The following is a 19,642-nucleotide window of genomic DNA, read 5'->3' as shown; positions in this document are numbered from 1 at the left end:
CTCTCAAAGGTAAAAGGATATAGAATGAGTTTCGAGGAGTATTCTTGTTATTCATTGCTCATTGGGAATTTAAATGACGCTAGACATTTTAAAAGAAACCGACGTCATGCGGTTAAACGAGATCAAAATAGACACCTCTAAAACCTTATCTATTTTTTCATCTATTGCCGATAAACTTGGCATAAAAACGGAATTTAACTTATTCATAGAGCAAATTGCTGAAAGGAGCAAGGCGGTTTTGGCTATGAATGATTCAACGCTTCTCGAAGAGTTTGACGATAAATTTCGTTTTATTTCTCCTAACAGTCCTTGGGAAAACCATAAAGACTCATTCGTCAAAGTAAACCATGGATTTTGGGAAATGTTTGCTTATTTGCTTGCAAACGGTAAAAGCAATCTCAGAAAGCGTAATTTTCAAGTGCTCCAAGCGCAGCTTCAGGATTCTCATCTATTACCTTACTTGATGGCTTCTATCCAATACTGTATTCGTTCCTCGAATATTGTATTTATGCAAAGTTTAACTTCCGGCATTGGTTGGTCTTCAGGATTATTTGAACAACAGAAGACAAATGGTTTAGACCAGATTCGTCGTGGTGTAATTACGGGGAACCTCGTCAATCTTGCTTTTGGCGTTGATGATGTAAATGATTTTGTTGATTCGTTCCCCCTTAACTATGGATATCAAGAAGGCGAGCTAAGAACCATACTTGCAAAGCTCGACGAAGGTGACTCGATACTGTTGGTAGCCCCCCCCCATTTGAACAAGCTAAAAGTGAACCCCAATATTTTCGCAGGTGAAGGTTCGCCTAAACAGTTTTATTTGGCGATGTCTCCAGACCAGGCGTTGCAGCAATGGGACAAGCAACTAGAAAATATACGCACGGCAATAGAGCATTTAAGAAGCGAGAGCAAACAAACCGTTGTGTTATTTCAAGGTGCTGTATTAGGACCGATGGTAGCTCCTTTAATTGAATTCCAAGGTTGGCATGAGGACACTCGAGTTCTTGATCTAGGTAGGTTGCTAGATATCGAAGTTGATATTAACTCACTCTCTCTCACAGGTAGCCCGTTGCCAAACCGTTCCGTCAAACCATCTGGACTTTTTACAGTTGTAGACGGCAATAACAAGTGTTTTCAGGAAAGGAAATGATAAACGTTACGAAGGCATACATGCCAAATGTTGAAAAATACAAAAGCTATGTTGATAAAGTTTTTGAGTCTGGTTGGTTGACCAATAGAGGAGTTCTACTTCAAGAATTAGAAAGAAGGCTTGCTACATACTTAAATGTAAAAAACGTAGTCTTGGTAGCCAATGGTTCGCTTGCACTACAAATTTGCTACAAAGCACTCGGAATAAAAGGTAAAGCTATAACTACTCCATTTAGTTTTGCCGCAACGGCTAGCACTTTAAATTGGGAAGGAATAGAGCCTATTTTCTCAGATATTGATCCGCTTACTTTTAATCTGTGCCCTGATTCGTTATCACATGAAAACTTGCAATCAGCCTCCGCTATCGTCCCTGTCCATGTGTTTGGGAATCCATGCGAGGTTGAGCGTTATGAAGAGATCGCGCGAAAATATCAGTTAAAAGTTGTTTACGATGCGGCGCACGCATTTGGAGTTCAGTGGAAAGGGAAAAGTGTTCTAGAGTTTGGAAATGCGAGCACTGTCAGTTTTCACTCGACAAAATTGTTCCACACTATCGAAGGTGGCGCAATAATTACAGATGATGATGAACTTGCAGCAAAGTGCCGAAAGCTAATTAATTTTGGTATAACAGGCCCTACAACCATAGAAGGGCAAGGAACAAACGCAAAGATGAACGAATTAGAAGCTGCAATGGGTCTTTGTGTTCTTGATGATATTGGATACATTGTTACAGAACGACAAAGGATATGGAGTTATTACGAGGAAATGCTTCGTGATTATGTTGCTATTCAAAAGTGGAATGAAAATAGTGAAAACAATTTTGCGTATGCCCCAATCTTGTTTAACAACGAAGAAACCCTACTAAATGTAGAACAAGAACTAAAAAAGAATAATATTATTCCTCGTAGATATTTTTACCCAAGCCTCAACATGTGTGAATACACTTCTACAAGGTATCATTGTATGAATTCTGAGAGCGTTGCTTCTAGAATTTTATGCTTACCTATATACCCTAATCTGGATATGGGGGTGTGTGAGAAAGTCGTTAGCATAGTGAAAAAGTTTGTTGTATAGATTGATATTTTGATTACTAAAGAGGGAACATTATAATGGCGTTTTATAACGAGGACGAGCTAAGCGAATTTGGGTTCAAGTCGATTGGAACAAATGTTTTAATTTCAGACAAAGCTAGTATTTACAACCCGTCAAAGATAAGCATTGGCGATAACGTAAGAATTGATGATTTTTGTATTCTTTCAGCTGGATCAGGCGGCATTACAATTGGTCGGAACGTTCATATTGCTTGTTACGCGCTCTTAATTGGAGCGGGGAAGATTACTGTGGGAGATTATGTAGGCTTGTCTTCGAGAGTTTCTGTTTATTCCTCTTCTGATGATTATTCTGGTGCTTTTTTGACGAATCCAACCGTACCTTCGGAATATACTAATGTTGATACCGCGCCTGTTTCTTTTGGCCAACATGCCTTGATAGGTTCTGGTTCCGTAATCCTGCCAGGGGTATCGTTAGCTGAAGGAGTCGCGGTCGGTGCATTAAGTTTGGTAACAAAAAGCTTAGATGCTTGGCAAATCTACTCGGGTGCACCTGCAAGGCGCCTAAAAGAACGAAAGCGAGATTGTTTAGATTTGCAAAAGCAATACGAAGGGCTTAGAAAGCAGTAATCAGAGAATTGTTAATTAGAAGCATTTTGGTATTTGTTTAGTTCAAGGTTGTCGTTTAGAGACGGCCAGCACTCGCTAAATCCAGTTATTGTATTGCATTGAATTCATTAAATTAAAAAGAAGAAACAAATTTATGAGAAAAGGAATTATTCTGGCAGGTGGTTCAGGCACGCGTTTGCATCCCTTAACTAAAGTAGTAAGCAAGCAACTCATGCCCATCTATGACAAGCCAATGATTTACTATCCACTAACCACATTAATGATGTCGGGTATTCGAGATGTTCTTATCATAACTACTCCTGAAGAGCAGCAGCGATTTATCGACCTTATTGGTGATGGTTCCTCGTTGGGAATGAATATTCAATATGCAGTGCAGCCATCACCAGATGGTTTGGCTCAAGCATTTTTAATTGGCGAAAACTTCATTGGAAACGACAGTTGTTCATTAGTGCTTGGTGATAACATATATTATGGTCACGACTTAAAATTATCATTGCAAAATGCATTTAAACAAGAGTATGGAGCCACAGTCTTTGGCTATCATGTTCACGACCCAGAGCGTTACGGTGTAGTAGATTTCGATGATGACTGGAATGCATTATCAATTGAAGAGAAGCCTGTTTCGCCTAAGTCAAACTACGCGGTTACTGGTTTATACTATTACGATAACCGTGTAGTGGACTTTGCTAAAGAGGTGAAGCCTTCACCGCGTGGTGAGCTTGAGATCACTGACCTAAACAACTTGTATCTTAAAGATGGAAGCCTAAAGGTTGAACTGATGGGGCGTGGTTCTGCCTGGCTTGATACGGGAACATTAGATTCACTTTTAGACGCAGCAAATTTCGTTGCGGCCATCGAAAAACGCCAAGGTTTGAAAGTATGTTGCCCGGAAGAAGTCGCTTTTAGAATGGGTTATATCAACGCTGAACAACTTGAAAAGCTAGCAGCGCCACTTAAGAAAAGTGGATATGGTGACTACTTGTTAAAAGTTATTCACGATCGCGTCAAATAATAAGTAAGAAACGGATATATATTTCCCATGCAAGTAGTTAAAACAGATATTCCTGACGTTAAAATCATCGAACCAAAAGTGTTTGGTGATGAGCGCGGCTTCTTTCTCGAGACCTTTCGTACCGATTGGTTTAAAAAAGAATGCGCAGATGTAAACTTTGTCCAAGATAACCATTCTAAATCTCGTCAAGGTATTCTTCGTGGCCTTCACTATCAGATGGAGCAAACCCAAGGTAAGTTAGTTCGCGTGGTTAGCGGTGAAGTATACGATGTAGCCGTAGATATGCGTAAAGACTCACCAACTTATGGTAAATGGGTTGGGGTAATGCTTTCTTCAGAAAACAAGCGTCAACTTTGGGTGCCTGCCGGCTTTGCTCATGGATTTTACGTAACCAGTGAATCAGCTGAGTTTGTATACAAGTGTACTGACTATTACCACCCAGAGTCTGAGGTTTCAGTAAAGTATGATGACCCTACATTAAATATCGCTTGGCCGTTAGTAAATGGTGAGAAACCTTCGCTGTCTAGTAAAGACGAAGCGGGTTTAGCATTTGTAGACGCTCCTGTATTTTAATTTGGGCTTTTGATTGGATACTAGTAATTAATGAATATTGTAATTATAGGTAAGTCTGGTCAGCTAGCATTTGAGCTTTCTCATGAGCTAAAAAATAGCGATCATCAAGTTACATTGTTGGGGCGTGATGATATTGATATTACGAGTAGTGATAGCATTGAAACTATTTTAGCGCCTTTGTCAGTTGATGTGTTGATTAATGCGTCAGCGTACACCGCTGTTGATAAAGCTGAAGAAGACACTGAAGCGTGCAATGCCATTAATGCCACTGCGGTTAAGAACTTGGCGACTTTCTGTAAAGCACATGGTGCTTATATGGTGCATGTGTCGACCGACTATGTGTTTAACGGTCACAAAGGTTCGCCTTATTTAACAGACGACCCTATTGAACCTCAAGGTGCGTACGGCAAATCAAAAGCTGAAGGCGAAAAACTCTTGCTTGAAGTATTACCCGAAGCGAGTTGTTTAATTCGTACCGCTTGGGTGTATTCATCTCATGGCAATAACTTTGTGAAAACCATGCTGCGCTTAATGGCAGATAAACCACAGCTTTCCATTATAGACGATCAAATTGGTACACCTACCTGGGCCAAAGGTTTGGCTGAAGTTTGCGTTTCTGCTGCTCTAACTAAAACGGTAGGTGTTTACCACTGGACTGATGAAGGCGTAGCAAGTTGGTACGATTTTGCTATAGCTATTCAAGAGCTTGGCATTGAAAAAGGGTTACTTAGTAGTGCTATTCCAGTATTACCCATTCCTTCTAGCCAATACCCAACCCCTGCGAAGCGTCCACACTATAGCGTGTTGGATAAACAAACTGCGCGTGATGCATTTGCTTCGTGCAAGCCCACTCACTGGCGAAAGCAGTTGTCCAATATGCTTGATGAATTGAAAGCCTAGATAGCACGAACACAATTATATTATTTTGGTAAGAAGAAAATGAGTAAAACGATTTTAGTAACAGGTGGCGCAGGTTTTATTGGCTCTGCAGTTGTTCGCCATCTTATTAACGACACAGATCACACGGTGGTTAATTTAGATAAACTAACTTACGCGGGTAATCTAGAGTCATTAACGTCAGTTTCAGAAAGCGCCCGCTATAGCTTTGAACAAGTTGATATTTGTGATGCTGAAGAAGTGAAGCGTGTATTTAATACGCATCAGCCCGATATTATTATGCATTTGGCGGCAGAGTCGCATGTAGACCGCTCAATCGATGGTCCCGGTGAGTTTATTCAAACGAATGTAGTGGGCACTTACACTTTGCTTGAGCAAGCAAGAGCGTATTGGTCTGCACTTGAGGTCGATAAAAAAGCTGGCTTTAAATTTCATCATATTTCCACTGATGAAGTGTACGGCGATCTTCCTCACCCAGATGAAGTTGAGCCAGGAACAGAGCTTCCACTCTTTACAGAAACAACACCATACGCGCCAAGTTCGCCTTATTCAGCAAGTAAAGCAAGTTCAGATCAGCTAGTGCGTTCGTGGCTGCGTACATATAAGTTACCCACATTAGTTACTAACTGCTCGAATAACTACGGGCCGTATCACTTCCCGGAGAAGCTTATTCCGTTGGTTATTCTAAATGCGCTAGCTGGAAAGCCACTTCCTGTATATGGTAAAGGTAATCAAATTCGCGATTGGTTGTATGTTGAAGACCACGCACGTGCATTGGTGGTGGTCGCGCTTAACGGTGAGATTGGTGAAACCTATAATATTGGTGGCCACAACGAAAAGCAGAACATTGAAGTGGTGCAAACTATTTGCTCAATTTTGGATGAAGTTAAGCCGAAAGATAGTAAGTACGCCGAGCAAATTACTTATGTACAAGACCGCCCTGGCCACGACATGCGCTATGCCATTGATGCTAGTAAAATTGAGCGTGAATTAGGGTGGAAACCTCAAGAAACTTTCGAAAGCGGTATTCGTAAAACTGTTGAATGGTATTTGGCGAACGAAGGCTGGTGGAAAGCGGTATTAGATGGAAGCTATCAAGGTGAACGCTTAGGCACCGGAAATTAACGTTTAATATTGTTACAATGATACACTAAAACCACCGCCTGTTAGCGGTGGTTTTTTTTGCTAATCAATCAAAACGGCTTTAATGAAAAAAATTACTATGCGCGCAGTTCGAGCTGCGCTTCAATTAGTTCCAAAGAACTTAAAAGACAAGCTCAAACAAAACGAGCGCTTAACTGGTTTGTATATAAAGTCGATAAGACAAGCTGGACTGTTTTATGATGCACCTACGCCAAAGCAGACACAGGCACTTTATAGTAAGTGGCTTTCGCATCATCAAAACATATTCAAAGACACTTGCGATGCACATGAGCCTTGGCAGGCCGTTATCTTTTCAAACGGTTTAAGCGCTAACAACACTATTGCAAGTGTAGAAGCCCACGGAGCAGCACATTGGTTTGTTTTTGATAAAGACAGTGGCATTTTAGCTGACACCTTTAAAAAATTAGACCCGCACATTCCAACTTTACTGCTTAACAGCGGCGATGCAGTGGTTGATAATGCAGTTAATCATATGCTTAAGTGTATTCATGACTCAGATATCGTTTATTGTGATACCGATGCAATGAATGAAAACGGCGAAAGAGCAGAACCCCGTTTTTTACCAAGCTGGAACCCTGAGTTGTTGTACTCTACTGCTTACATAAAAACAGGAGTGTTTATTAACGCAGCACTTCTTAAGCACTTTAATAACGAGACCGTAAATTCAATTCCAGGGGTGTTGGCTAGTTTAGCGTTTTCAAAAGAGGCGATTAAGGTCGCCCATGTTCCTTTCCCCTTTGTCCAAGTATCAACGTTAATCGACGAAATTCAGCAGTTAGAGGAAGTGGGGCAGTGTATTAACAGTAACCCCAATGTTCGTGCTGAAACTGACAAAGAACGTAAATTAAATAGATTACTTTGGAAAAGTACTAATCCATTGGTTAGTCTCATAATTCCAACTAAAAATGGCAAGGCATTGGTAAAAGCGTGTATAGAATCTATTTTGGAGAAAACGACCTATTCCAACTACGAGATATTATTGGTTGATAATGGTTCGGATGAAGAGGAAAGTATCGAGTATTTCAAGTATCTTGATACGCTTGAAAAAGTAACAGTATTAGAATATCCGGCACCATTTAATTATTCTGCAATCAATAATTTCGGTGTTAAACATTCCAACGGTAGTATACTGGGCCTAGTTAATAATGATATAGAAGTAATATCACCTGACTGGCTTACTTATATGGTCGGTCAGGCTGAGCGCGAGTCTATTGGTTGTGTTGGTGCAAAGTTGCTTTATTCTGACACACGAATCCAACATGCTGGTGTAGTATTGGGTTATGGTGGCGGTGCTGGGCATGCACATAAAAATTTCCCTCGCTTCCATTCCGGTTATCTCAATCGAATTAATGCCACAAGCAACTACAGTGCTGTAACCGCAGCTTGCTTGCTTGTTAAAAAGTCTTTGTTTAATGAGGTTGGAGGGCTTAATGAACAAGATCTTTCCGTAGCCTTTAACGACGTTGATTTTTGTTTGAAAGTGAAAGAGCTTGGCGTGCAGAACGTTTACTGTGCTGAAGCTGAACTATTCCACCATGAGTCAGTCAGTCGAGGTTTAGATATTTCGCCAGAAAAAGCAGTTCGCTTTAACAGAGAGCTTGAATATCTAAGAAATACTTGGGCAAACTATATAGCCAATGACCCTGCATATAGCCCGAATTTAACGCTCAAACGAGAGAACTTCTCTATTAAGACAACAGAAGAACTGATCGCAAGATAGTTTAGGCATCATTGATGCATGCTCATTGCAATCAGGACTAATACAAAACGAAATAAACGAAATGTAATGTCAGCGGTATATTTTATTACTTTCATCAATATTTAAAGTAACTATGTAAGACTGACTTTCGAAATCTAAATTTGAAGAAAATTGGAGTAATTTAAATGGAAAGTACAATGCAGAAGCTAAAAATAGCCGTCGCAGGAACAGGTTATGTTGGGCTTTCAAATGCAGTGCTACTTGCACAACACAATGAAGTGAAAGCTGTTGACCTTGTGGCGGAGAAAGTAGAGCTGCTAAACAGCAAAAAGTCTCCAATTGAAGACAAAGAAATTTCAGAATACTTAGCCACAAAAACGCTAGATCTTGAAGCGACATTAGACGCCGAGTTGGCGTATAAAGATGCCGATTATGTTGTTATTGCAACACCAACGGATTACGACCCTCAAACCAACTATTTCAATACAGGTAGTGTAGAAGCGGTTATCAAAACAGTAATGTCAATTAACCCTGATGCAGTGATGATTGTTAAATCGACAGTGCCGGTAGGTTTCACCAAAGACGCGAAAGCACGCTTTGGCTCTGACAACATCATATTTTCGCCAGAGTTTCTTCGTGAAGGTAAAGCCCTTTACGATAACCTTCACCCTAGCCGCATTATTGTTGGCGAGAAAAGTGAAAGAGCCGAAGTATTTGCAAAACTGCTTCAGCAAGGTGCAATAAAAGAGAACATCGATGTTCTATTCACCGACAGCACTGAAGCCGAAGCAATTAAGCTTTTCGCCAATACCTACTTAGCCATGCGTGTAGCCTATTTCAACGAGCTTGACAGCTACGCGGAAAGCCACGGCTTAGATTCGAAGCAAATAATCGAAGGCGTCGGTCTAGACCCACGTATTGGGAAGCATTACAACAATCCAAGCTTCGGTTACGGCGGTTACTGTCTGCCGAAAGATACTAAACAGCTGTTGGCGAACTACAGCGAAGTGCCTAATAACATGATTCAGGCAATTGTAGATGCTAACCGCACCCGTAAAGACTTTATCGCCGATTCAATAGTAAGTCGTAAACCTAAAATTGTTGGTATATACCGACTAATTATGAAGACAGGTTCTGATAACTTCCGCGCCAGTGCTATTCAAGGCATCATGAAGCGTATTAAAGCAAAAGGGATCGAAGTTGTTGTTTATGAGCCAGTGCTTAAAGAAGATGACTTTTTCAACTCACGCGTAGTGAATGACTTGGAAGAGTTTAAAAAAATATCTGATGTTATTGTTGCCAACCGTGTAACTGGTGATATCGAAGACGTACTAGATAAGGTTTATAGTCGCGACTTGTTTAACGCTGACTAATTCAGAACTTAGTGCAGAGTAATAATCTGCTCTATTGCTCAAAAGTCTAAAAAGGGCTTTGTAGTAAACCAAGCCCTTTTAACGTTGAAGCCTTGTCTTAAGGTCTAGCTTTAAATGAATGGAATTTTAATTTGTTTTGATAAGGAAATTTTATATAATCGGGCCGTTTTAAGTTAGTTCGATAGGGATATTGATAATGAAAAAGAGCCTTATTGCGCTTGTTTTAAGTGCAACCTTTCTTGCCGCCTGCGGCAGTTCTGACGACCAAAATAAAAGTCCTGTTGTGTCTGCTGACATTGCTTCTACCCTTAATGGTGAAAGCGTAACCATCGATGTTCTGGCGAATGATTCCGATCCTGATGGTGATCCGTTAACGATCTCAGCAGTTGGTGAACCAAGTAGTGGTGAAGTCACAATTGTTGCCAATGCCTTGGTTTACTTACCTCCATCTCAAGCTATGGGGGAAGTTACTTTTACCTACGATGTGACGGATGGTACAGAAACGGTAAGTTCAACGGTTACAATCACGAATCAACAACAAATTACTGTTTCCGGAATTGCAACAGATGCGCCGTTATCAAATAGCTTAATAACTGCTACAGACAGCAATGGTAGTGTATTAGCAACTTCAACGGCCGATGCATCGGGCATTTATACTCTACCAATAAAAGTGAGTGCCGATCCCGGTAATATTGTGCTTAATGCCATGGGAACAGAGGAGCAAGGCCACGTAAATCTGATATCTCGCGTCGGAGCTTTCGCTGACCTATTGGCGTTAGCGAAAGAAAATCAAACATCCGAACTTAATGATGTGCAATTACCTGATAGTAAAATCACTCATATTAGTACTGCCAAAACAGTGCTCTATAATCAGTATCTCGCAGATGGAGGAGATGAAGATTTCTCCACATTCACTGCAAAAGTTGATTTTGATGATGTAATTGGTTTATCTAGTTTCATAAAGCTCTTGGCTGATAATGATTCTTTTCCACTTGGAAACGATGTCAATACCCTAACTTTTTTTACTGAAAGCGACGATGATGTGCAGGGAAGCATTAGAGAGTATTTAGATGGTTTGGGTTTAATTGAGGAAGACGGCTCTTTCTCAGAGTCTTATATAGATGCTATTAATACCGCTAGAACTGAAACGCTAGAAGATGAGACATTGAGACTTGCTTACAACCGTGCAGATGTCGCGGGGGGCGAGTTTGTTGTTTATGAAGGAGGGAATTTTCAGTCAGCTAAAGGTTCTAGAGTATTAACGTTTAATCCAGAAGGTAGTGGTGTTTTAACATCATCAGATATATCTGCAAACAATATTGCCGATACCTTCTCTTGGGATATTGAAAACGGTAAAATTAAACTGACTTTTCCTAGTGCTACAGAAACTGTAACCCTTTCATATCTTACAGACGAGCTTCTGGCATATTTTGACGAGGATGTACAAGCAGAAATACTTGAACTCGAGAGTATGGGATTAGTGAGTCAGTGGATGCTCACCCGTAAATTAGTAAGCTCAGAAATAAGTCTTGTGACAATAAACGGCAGCAATGCTTTTGCATCAGAGGCCAATACTTATAGTCTATCTTTGGCTTCTGCTTTAGTAGGATATACACAGGCGTTTGAAGCGACATTAACTGAAACTGGTGAGATGTCTTATCATAATGGTAGCTACATTCGACTTACTAGCGAAGACGTTACAAGTAGTCCTTGGGTGCTAAATATTCAAGATATCTTAACTATAAATCACCCTTTTGATGGGGACAGTACAATTACTGCTGATGGAATGATTGCTGACAGGTTTACCTTTAATACAAATGGTACTTACGAGACGTGGGTAACAGGCGAGACTGGTATGTGGGTAATTGAAGAAGGTGCATTACAATTTCAATATGGAGACACCACCTTTAGACTGCGTCCTTTCAAAGAGCATAATGATTATTTACTCGCATTGCTAGAGTTCGCTGATGATGGTAATACTATTAAGTATACAGTAGACATGCATACGGTTCGCGGTACTGTAGACACCACAGAGATTGTCAGTGAACTTCCAGTAGCATGGTTGTCTCACATTTTCGATCATGATGGTCCAGATGGATTACCACTGTATGACGATGTTTTCGGTTATTATTTCCTACAAAATGGCACTGCGGGACGAATCTATCCTAACAGTAATGAAGATGACCCATCGTTCGCTACTGACTATGATTCGTACAACTGGCAATGGGCGGTTGTAGATAATGTTGTAATTATCGAAGGGCAAATAGGTAGCGATTACTCAATACTTAGACGAAAACGCCAATGGCATGTGCTGGGCGAAACGGAAGATGGACGAATGATGGTCATCGAAAATTTCGTTCTGTACTGGGATGAGCAAGACCCTTACGCTGAATTCGTACTACCGCGATTAAATTTCTATAAGAAGCTTGATTTAGAAACTCTGTATCCTGAGCAGTGGGCTAGATTTTCTGCATCAGAGGGTGCCGGTAGTGCACCTGTTTCGATAAGCTACTCTTCTCAGTCACTGACTTTCTAATATATATGGCGAGCGAGTCAGAAAAAACTGACTCGCTTTTTCTCTAAAATTCAACTGTGTCTTTTTGGGCTTGGTTTGTTTCATCACAAAAAACTTCCCAAACCCCCATTTTCAAAATAAAATCCGCGCCAATTCAATCCTCGCTATCGAGCATCATGCTCACTCATTTCTTTTGGCGGGGAAGAAGCATGCTTTTAAATCTTTATAGGTGTCTTTGTAGTTAGTCGCTCAATCAAACGAGAGGGTTGCTGCGAAGGTGGTTTTAGTTTGCTTTTTTAGCGGAGTCATTATGAATAGGCTGCGTGAGCTGTCCAGCCAAGTGATGGATGTTTACCAATTACTTTCTCAAGAGTTCAGTGCTTTCCAAACAAGTCAGTCTTTGCACTGCGTCGAAAAGTGTGGAGCGTGTTGCAATAAGCCAGACATTGAAGTGTCACCTTTAGAGATGTTGCCCTATGCTTTACATTTATTTGATACGGGAACGGCTGAGCAAGTATTCGATGAATTAGACAATTACAACGGATTTGCATGTAAGCAGTATCAACGCACTAGCCTAGATGGGAACGAAGGTTATTGTGGTATTTACGAGTATCGACCAAGCATTTGCAGAATGTTTGGCGCGGCTGGGTATGCAACCAAATCAGGCGAAGCCACGCTATCTGTGTGTAAACCTATAAAGCAGGCAGTTCCCGAAAAGTATGCCGCTTCGCTTATAGCCATTCAGACAAACACTCATCAACCACCAATGATAGCGCAAGGACGTCAAAAGCTGGCGCAGTTAGATTATGAGTTGGGTGAAAAACTAATGCCAATCAATGAAGCTCTGCGTTTTGTGCTAGAGAAAATACTTACGGTAAGTTATTACTCTTCTCACATTGATGATGGCGTTGCCGCTTAAGGCGTCTGCAAAATTGTTCTTGCTTCGGCAACAATGGCCTCGCTGATAGTGTAGTCAGCGCGGCTCTTGCCTGTGATTGCATAATATCGCTCGTTTAGAGTATTAGCATTTCCAATACAATGCACGTCATACTGGGCTTCCACATGGGCTGATATTGCCGAAGGTGCGCAAAATACACCAAAGTCTTCACTGCCGAATAGCTTGAGCAGCGCGCTATCATCAAATTCTGCGACGATTTTGGGATAGAGCTGTTCAGTTTCAAGCCAACTGGTAAGTGCCTGTCTAATGCCAGAGGTATAGCCTTGAATTAGCAACGGCATTTGATTTAAACATGAGGGGAAACGTTGGTGCTTGGAAAGCGGTGCCTTAGCAAAAAAGCTCAGCGAGCTTTCGCCTAAAAAGTAACTATTGGCATTAACTTGTGTACCAGGGGCAATGCCACGATCAGCGACGATAAAATCTATGGCATTAATTGCCAACTCTTTAAGTAAACCGTCAAAGCTATCTTCTTTTATTACATAGCGCACATTAGCAAATTTTCGCATCGTCGAATGAACAAAATCGTAAAAAAGCACTTTAGGAATACCATTTGTAATACCTATCACGAATTCTTTCGTATTCACTTCGTCGCTATTGTTAAGTATTTCAGCCAGTTGATTACCCTTGTGAAAGATTTCACTGGCATACTGATAACTTACTTTACCTTTAGCATTTAAATAAAGGCGCTTATTTATTCTGTCAAAAAGTGAATACCCGAGTTGATTTTCAAAGGTACTTAACTGGCCACTTACCGTTTGTGGTGTAACGTGAAGTAACTTGGCCGCTTTAGCAATACTGCCTTCACGAGCAACCAAATAAAAATAATATAAGTGGTGATAGTTAAGGTGGTGCATAATAAATAAGCAAATAGAACGTTAAAAAAAGCGTCCCATAGTCCTAAATCAATATTTTTCGATGAAGTATGAAGAATATAACAGATTTATTCTAACTGCCGAATGGCTTACACTAACAATTAACTGCTATCAGAGTGATTAAAGAAATTACTATGGCGAAAAAGATAAACCTGCGTGCTACGCGAAAAACGCTATTCTCACTTCTTAAACCAGAATCGGGTTTTTTCTGGGTGGCCATTGCGTACGGCGTTGCAATTAGTTTGATGACACTCGCGGTACCTATTGCGGTACAAACGCTGATAAACAGTATAGCCAATATCGGCTCGACACGAGCGGTGATCATTTTGGCCGTTGTATTATTCCTTACCCTTTTCATTTCGGGTATTTTCAGTGCGCTTCGAATGCGTGTGATGGAATTCTACGAGCGTAAAGTATACGCGAGGTTAACTGCTGCCTTAGGGCTTAAAACAATTATGGCGCCGCATAGTTATTTTGAAGGACGCCAGAATGTCAGTATTACCCAACGATACTTCGATATAATGACGTTGCAAAAGAATATCCCCTCTTTGATGATCGACGGCTTCGCGCTAGTGCTTCAAATGCTGGTAGGCTTTACCTTGGTGTCTTTTTATCATCCAGCGTTGTTCGCTTTTAACGTCGTGTTGTTAATGACAATGTACGCGGTGTGGAAAATTTGGGGCCGTGGCGCCAAAAGAACCGCCATTGAACTTTCTCACGCGAAATACGATGCCGCCAAATGGTTGCACGATATTGCAAGTGCTCATGAGTTCTTTAAGTCAGCCGACCACGTAGAGTACGCAGGTAGAAGTACTGAAGGCTTTATTGGTAATTACGTAAGAAAACACAAAAGTCACTTTCACTATACGTTTTCTCAAGTGGTTATGTTTCTATTGATGTACGCTATTGCGAGCGCTGCGCTACTGGGCATTGGTGGTGTGCTTGTAGTAGAGGGTCAGTTATCGATAGGGCAACTTGTTGCTGCTGAATTGGTGATGTCTGCAGTGTTTTTGGGCCTGTCTCGCTTTACACAGTATTTGAAGCTTTACTATGAGCTTTATGGGGCCGCAGAAAAGCTAGGTCATGCGCTAAGCATCCCGCAAGAAAAACTCCATACAAATGCTGATCATGTTCCTTCGTCATCGAAGCTGGCATTCAATAAGGTAATGCTATGTCATGGCAACGATACTTGTGAGCTGAACACAACGCTTGAGCCTAGCTCGCAATACTTCGTTACAACAGATAAAAGTTGGGTGCAGAAGCAGTTGTTGGGCTACTTGAAACAGTATGAGCCAGTAAAATCGGGCGATATTTTGTTAGGTGAGTTAAGTCTTAACGATTATGACACCCATGAGTTGCGACAAGCGGTTACGATACTTGACCGTTCACTTATTATAGAAGTGACTATTGAGCGCTATCTTAAACTGGCGCAACCTAAGGCAAGCTTTGCTGATATTAGACATGCACTAGAAGAGGTTGAGATGGCAGGCGTTATTGATGCATTGCCAGAAGGGCTACAAACCCGTGTATCAGTGTTAGGTGCTCCACTTCAACCACTTGAGTTTTTGTTACTCAAATTAGCTGCTGCAATTATAGCAAAACCTAAGTTGCTCATACTTAATCAGCACTTTGACGCTATACCCGTTGAGTTGCGCTCAAGATTATTAACAAGACTAAGCAAGCATGATTTTACTGTGCTGTATTTCACTAATATGCCAATGCCAGACCACTTTAATGGCGTGCTTCATTTGCATGATAATGCTCAGGCTACGCTTTATGACCATGAAGAATGGCAAAATGAAAATGGCGACAACGCAGGGGAGGTAAAATAGATGAACAATGCCGAACGTCGCTTTCTAGATAACATCGATACATTGCCTGCGCTTAAAGTGCCAAAGTTCCACCGAGTGGTAAGTGGCATAATTGTCTTTTTGGTGATTGCTGCATGTTTGATCTTATATTTTACGCCTTGGATCCAAACCGCCTACGGTACTGGAATGGTGGACTCATTAGACCCTAAGGATCGCACTCAGCCCATCAATGCGCTTGTAGACGGACAGGTTAAGCAATGGCATGTAAGAGAAGGCCAGCAAGTCAAAGAAGGCGACCCTATTGTGACGCTCATCGATATTGATGCTCAGCGTTTAGATAAATTACAGTCGCAGCTTTCTGCCGCTAACTTGAAGCGCGAGGCTAATGAAACAGCAGTAAGGAATGCAGAGAACAACTTAGCGCGACAGATCGCGCTAGAAGAGCAAGGTTTGGTATCTCGCAAAGAAGTCGAAAAAGCTGAGATTAAAGTCCAAGAACTCAGGGCAAAAGCCGCTGCCTCTGTATCAGATATTAACGAAGTCAGTATGACGTTATCGCGTCAGTCTACCCAAACTAAGTTTGCGCCGGTTGATGGAACCGTTGTGCGTTTGTTATCAGGTGGTGTGTCTACATTCGTGAAATCTGGCGACATTCTAGGGCAGTTTATTCCCGCAGACGCTAAGCGTAGTGTAAGAGTAACCGTAAGAGGGCTCGATGCGCCTTTGGTAAAACCAGGTGCGAAAGCGCGCTTACAGTTTGAAGGTTGGCCGGTATTTCAATTTAGCGGTTGGCCAGGCAGTGCTATAGGCACCTTTGGTGGCGAAGTGGTTTATGTAGAGCCTGTTGCCAACGCCATGGGGGATTTTAACGTGTGGATTAAGCCAGACGACAACGATACGCCATGGCCTGCAGAAAGTTCTGCGCGCTTGGGCAGCCGCGTAAAGGCATGGGTACTTTTAGAGGAAGTGAGATTAGGCTACGAAATGTGGCGTCAGCTTAACAATTTCCCGCCTCGCCCAACATCTGAACCAACTACCGACAGCGGTGCTAGTGCAGGAGCCTCTACATGGTAGTGGATGTAGTGAAAGTGAAAGCGTTACTCAAGTTGGCGGTGATAGCGATACCGTTAGCTACACTTTTTACAGCGCCGTCTTATGCACAAGCAACAGCCAAACGAGAAGCGCCATCTATTAGTGCGCTTATTGATAGTATGGTGCATTACCACCCTTATGTGCTTGCTATCAACGAAGGCAATTATCAGGCTGCTGCTGAATTAGAAATTGCCAGAAGTAACTTTGACCCCGTTATCGAGCAAAAAACCAATAGTCGAGTTAGCGGTTACTACGATGGCACCAATCTCACTCAGCGTTTTACTAATCCTATTGAAGATTTTAATGGCTCAGTTTTTGGCGAGTACCGTATCTCTGACGGCGACTTTCCTTCATACGAAGGCGGGTATGAAACCTTGTCTGCTGGTGAAGCAAGTGTTGGTGTGGCTATTTCGCTTTTGCAAAACAGAGAAATAGATAAGCGTCGTACCGAGCTTAGAAATGCAGGGCTTGCAACGTCACAATGGCAGGCATTAGCGACGAGTTTAATCAACGACTTCATTTATAAAGGCATAGTCGAATACATTGCATGGTATGAAAGTGCACTTCAAGTTAGTGCCGTTAAAGAATTATTAGCCACGGCATCTGAGCGAGAAAAAGCACTTGTCACGCGTGTTGAGAAGGGAGACTTAGCCAGCATAATTCTAACTGAGTTTAAGGCTAACCTACTGCAACAAAAGCTCTTGCTAGCTGAGTTAAAGCAAAAACGAGATGCGCATGCACAAATGCTTTCCTTCTATTGGCGTTCGTCAACGGGAGATATGTTAGTTATCAATGAGACAACGCCTCCTAGTGATATACAGTGGCCATTTTGGATTGGCAATGGCCAATTGATAACCTTAAGAAATGCATTAAGGCAACATCCTGAGCTTGATATTATGAAGCTGGAGCAAGCCGTTGTAGAAAATAAGTCAGCGCTAGCAGAAAACGCGCTACTTCCAAAGCTTGATTTAAAGGCCTCAGTAGCCAGAGACATAGGTTCAGGTTCTGAAACATTAGAAGGGACAGAGACAAAACTTGGCCTTTCATTTTCATATCCACTAGGAAATAGAAAAGCGAAAGCAGAGCGTGCGCAATTGCAATCTAAGCAAAGGGAATTACAGCATAAGCTGGTATCCACACAGCAAGCAATCACTCAGCGGTTTGAGCAAGCCTTAGTATACTGGACTCAAGCAAAAGACATTGTCGAGCTGCAAAGTGAGAATGCAACTTTAGCAAAAACGTTATCCAGAGTTGAACGCACCCGTTTTGATGCAGGCGATAGTGATATGTTCGTGCTTAATGCACGAGCTCAGAACCAAATTAAGGCGCAAATTAAAGAGATAAAAGCGCGTGTAGATTTATTGAAGGCTGAGCTCATGCTGTATAAAGAATCCGCTATGTTATACAGCATGAAGTAGGGAAATAAGACTAAAGAATGTGATTAGTTAGAACCCAGCGCAATCTTTAAGTCATCTTCACTTAGACCTGCAGACAGTGCATATTGCTCTAGTTTTTCTTGAGGAACGCCAGCATGTTGTGCGGTGTTTAATATACGCATAACTTGTTCGCGTTGTTGAGATGACTCGCGAACTGCAGTTTCAACAACCATTTCCGCTTCATTTGGGAATACAGCTAAAAGTGCGTCTACAACATATTCACCAACGAAAGGAACGGCATTAAGCGCACTAGTCATAATATCTACAATTTTATTGGGATGTTCTTTCGATAGTGTTTGCACAATACTGTCTGCTGCATCCGGTTGGGTTAGCACCGCTACCCTTACTATTTCATCAAGCTCTTCTGGTGTTGATACCGATGCGGCATGTACTACAAAATCAACATAGGTAGGTTCAGCTTTTATTGCTAGCTGAACAATATTAGGGCAGCTGCTTACTTCCTTTTCAATTGCTAACTGTACAATTTCCTCGGTCGATGCCGGCTGCGCAGAAATTGCAGCAAAGATGATCTCGCGATACTTATCTGGATAAGTATCAAGTGCAATATCAACGATAGACACAACTTCTGCAGGATAATGGCCTGCAATTGAACGAATTGCTCTTCCTACAGACATTGTTTGGTCAACTTGTCGTTTTAAGAAGGCAGTTTGAAACTGGCTGTTTTCATCCGATGAGATAGAAGAAGACGCTGGTGGTTGGCTTTTAGTCTCTGAACTAGGGACTTCATTATTGATATCTTGCGCAACTACCGTTTGGCTAACTGTTACAGTTAGTAATGCGGCCGATAACAAAGAAAGCGTACGTAACATAAACCCACCTTTATAATTATTGCGTAGTCAATTTCTGACGCCTGTACGTATTATGTAGTTCAATATGAGAATCAGTAATAGAGCAGATTGTTGACTCTAATATATGTTCTTATACCTAACCTTTAATAATAACGGCAGGTTCAGATACTACTTTAAGGACTACTACTTTATAGGATCTGAATCCCCATCCTATTAGTAATTAGTCCATATTGTCTACTAATTATCACATTTGAACGAAAATTAGTCGTTTAGTTCACTTTTATCAATTTTTTTCAAAAAGAAGTTGACGTGGGCGCTCAATTCCCTAAAATGCGCATCCGCTTCGGGGGGAAAGCAAAACAGCAAGCCTCTTGAAGTAAGTCTCTACTACCTACATAGGCCAGTAAAGACGGGAGTTTGGAAGAAACGCTTCAGAAAATAAATTTTCAAAAAGTGTTGACAACGAAAACTTCCAGCGTATAATGCGCACCTCACTCGAGCAGGGTGAGTCACTAAGAAGCAAAGCTTCTAGTGAATGTTCTTTAAAAATTTAGACAAGACAATCTGTGTGGGCACTCGTTAAGAGTGTCACAACGACGATTC

General features: G+C 41.5%; 16 protein-coding genes. 14 read left to right on the top strand and 2 right to left on the bottom strand.

The genetic code is table 11. The features are described from left to right. The first annotated feature begins 73 nt into the window (after positions 1-73). The 11 genes from OZ660_RS16970 (at position 74) to OZ660_RS16920 (ending at position 12,980) form a co-directional block, all read left to right on the top strand. Complete coding sequence (locus OZ660_RS16970; RefSeq protein ID WP_274741738.1) at positions 74-1,150, top strand: hypothetical protein; 1,077 nt, start codon at positions 74-76, stop codon at positions 1,148-1,150. After that, positions 1,147-2,223 carry a DegT/DnrJ/EryC1/StrS family aminotransferase gene (locus OZ660_RS16965; RefSeq protein ID WP_274741737.1) on the top strand — a complete coding sequence of 359 codons (1,077 nt, stop codon included), beginning with the start codon at positions 1,147-1,149 and terminating at the stop codon, positions 2,221-2,223. The genes OZ660_RS16970 and OZ660_RS16965 overlap by 4 nt, the downstream gene beginning before the upstream one ends. 35 nt (positions 2,224-2,258) lie before the next feature. Next, on the top strand, positions 2,259-2,828 hold the full coding sequence (locus OZ660_RS16960; protein WP_274741736.1) for an acyltransferase: 570 nt from the start codon (positions 2,259-2,261) through the stop codon (positions 2,826-2,828). A 133-nt stretch (positions 2,829-2,961) separates the two neighbouring features. Beyond that, the gene (gene rfbA, locus OZ660_RS16955) at positions 2,962-3,840 is read left to right on the top strand and encodes a glucose-1-phosphate thymidylyltransferase RfbA (protein ID WP_274741734.1); all 879 of its coding nucleotides are present in this window, start codon (positions 2,962-2,964) and stop codon (positions 3,838-3,840) included. 27 nt (positions 3,841-3,867) lie between these two features. Then, entirely contained in the window at positions 3,868-4,413 is a 546-nt protein-coding gene (rfbC, locus tag OZ660_RS16950; RefSeq protein ID WP_274741733.1) for a dTDP-4-dehydrorhamnose 3,5-epimerase, read from the top strand. Between the two features lie 30 nt (positions 4,414-4,443). Next, complete coding sequence (rfbD, locus tag OZ660_RS16945; protein ID WP_274741732.1) at positions 4,444-5,313, top strand: dTDP-4-dehydrorhamnose reductase; 870 nt, start codon at positions 4,444-4,446, stop codon at positions 5,311-5,313. Positions 5,314-5,352: 39 nt separating this feature from the next. Further along, a complete protein-coding gene (gene rfbB, locus OZ660_RS16940) occupies positions 5,353-6,435 on the top strand; it encodes a dTDP-glucose 4,6-dehydratase (protein WP_274741731.1) in 1,083 nt (360 codons plus the stop codon). 97 nt (positions 6,436-6,532) lie between these two features. Then, the gene (locus OZ660_RS16935) at positions 6,533-8,194 is read left to right on the top strand and encodes a glycosyltransferase family 2 protein (RefSeq protein WP_274741730.1); all 1,662 of its coding nucleotides are present in this window, start codon (positions 6,533-6,535) and stop codon (positions 8,192-8,194) included. Between the two features lie 164 nt (positions 8,195-8,358). Then, positions 8,359-9,546 carry a nucleotide sugar dehydrogenase gene (locus OZ660_RS16930; RefSeq protein ID WP_274741729.1) on the top strand — a complete coding sequence of 396 codons (1,188 nt, stop codon included), beginning with the start codon at positions 8,359-8,361 and terminating at the stop codon, positions 9,544-9,546. A gap of 196 nt (positions 9,547-9,742) precedes the next feature. Next, entirely contained in the window at positions 9,743-12,082 is a 2,340-nt protein-coding gene (locus OZ660_RS16925) for an Ig-like domain-containing protein (RefSeq protein WP_274741728.1), read from the top strand. 289 nt (positions 12,083-12,371) lie between these two features. Further along, a complete protein-coding gene (locus OZ660_RS16920) occupies positions 12,372-12,980 on the top strand; it encodes a YkgJ family cysteine cluster protein (protein WP_202262570.1) in 609 nt (202 codons plus the stop codon). On the opposite strand, the gene OZ660_RS16915 is transcribed toward OZ660_RS16920, so the two are convergent. Next, positions 12,977-13,873, bottom strand: a complete 897-nt coding sequence (locus OZ660_RS16915; protein WP_202262569.1) for a LysR family transcriptional regulator — start codon at positions 13,871-13,873, stop codon at positions 12,977-12,979. The two genes, OZ660_RS16920 and OZ660_RS16915, sit on opposite strands and share 4 nt — an antisense overlap. 152 nt (positions 13,874-14,025) lie before the next feature. Between OZ660_RS16915 and OZ660_RS16910 the strand changes: the two genes are divergently transcribed. From OZ660_RS16910 to OZ660_RS16900, 3 genes are read left to right on the top strand one after another with little or no spacing between them, the layout of a single operon-like run. Then, positions 14,026-15,723, top strand: a complete 1,698-nt coding sequence (locus OZ660_RS16910; protein WP_274741727.1) for an ABC transporter transmembrane domain-containing protein — start codon at positions 14,026-14,028, stop codon at positions 15,721-15,723. After that, positions 15,724-16,776, top strand: coding sequence for an HlyD family secretion protein (locus OZ660_RS16905; RefSeq protein WP_202262567.1), 1,053 nt, complete (start codon positions 15,724-15,726; stop codon positions 16,774-16,776). It begins immediately after the preceding gene. Beyond that, positions 16,770-18,212: a TolC family protein gene (locus OZ660_RS16900; RefSeq protein ID WP_274741726.1), complete on the top strand. Its 1,443-nt coding sequence runs from the start codon at positions 16,770-16,772 to the stop codon at positions 18,210-18,212. Before OZ660_RS16905 ends, OZ660_RS16900 begins: the two co-directional genes overlap by 7 nt. A 23-nt stretch (positions 18,213-18,235) precedes the next feature. On the opposite strand, the gene OZ660_RS16895 is transcribed toward OZ660_RS16900, so the two are convergent. After that, positions 18,236-19,060, bottom strand: a complete 825-nt coding sequence (locus OZ660_RS16895; protein WP_274741725.1) for a hypothetical protein — start codon at positions 19,058-19,060, stop codon at positions 18,236-18,238. Positions 19,061-19,642: the final 582 nt, after the last annotated feature.

This window comes from Alteromonas sp. 009811495, assembly GCF_028865455.1.
Lineage (GTDB): Bacteria > Pseudomonadota > Gammaproteobacteria > Enterobacterales > Alteromonadaceae > Alteromonas.
Note: the sequence above shows the minus strand (reverse complement) of the source record. Positions and strands in the feature narration are given on the sequence as shown.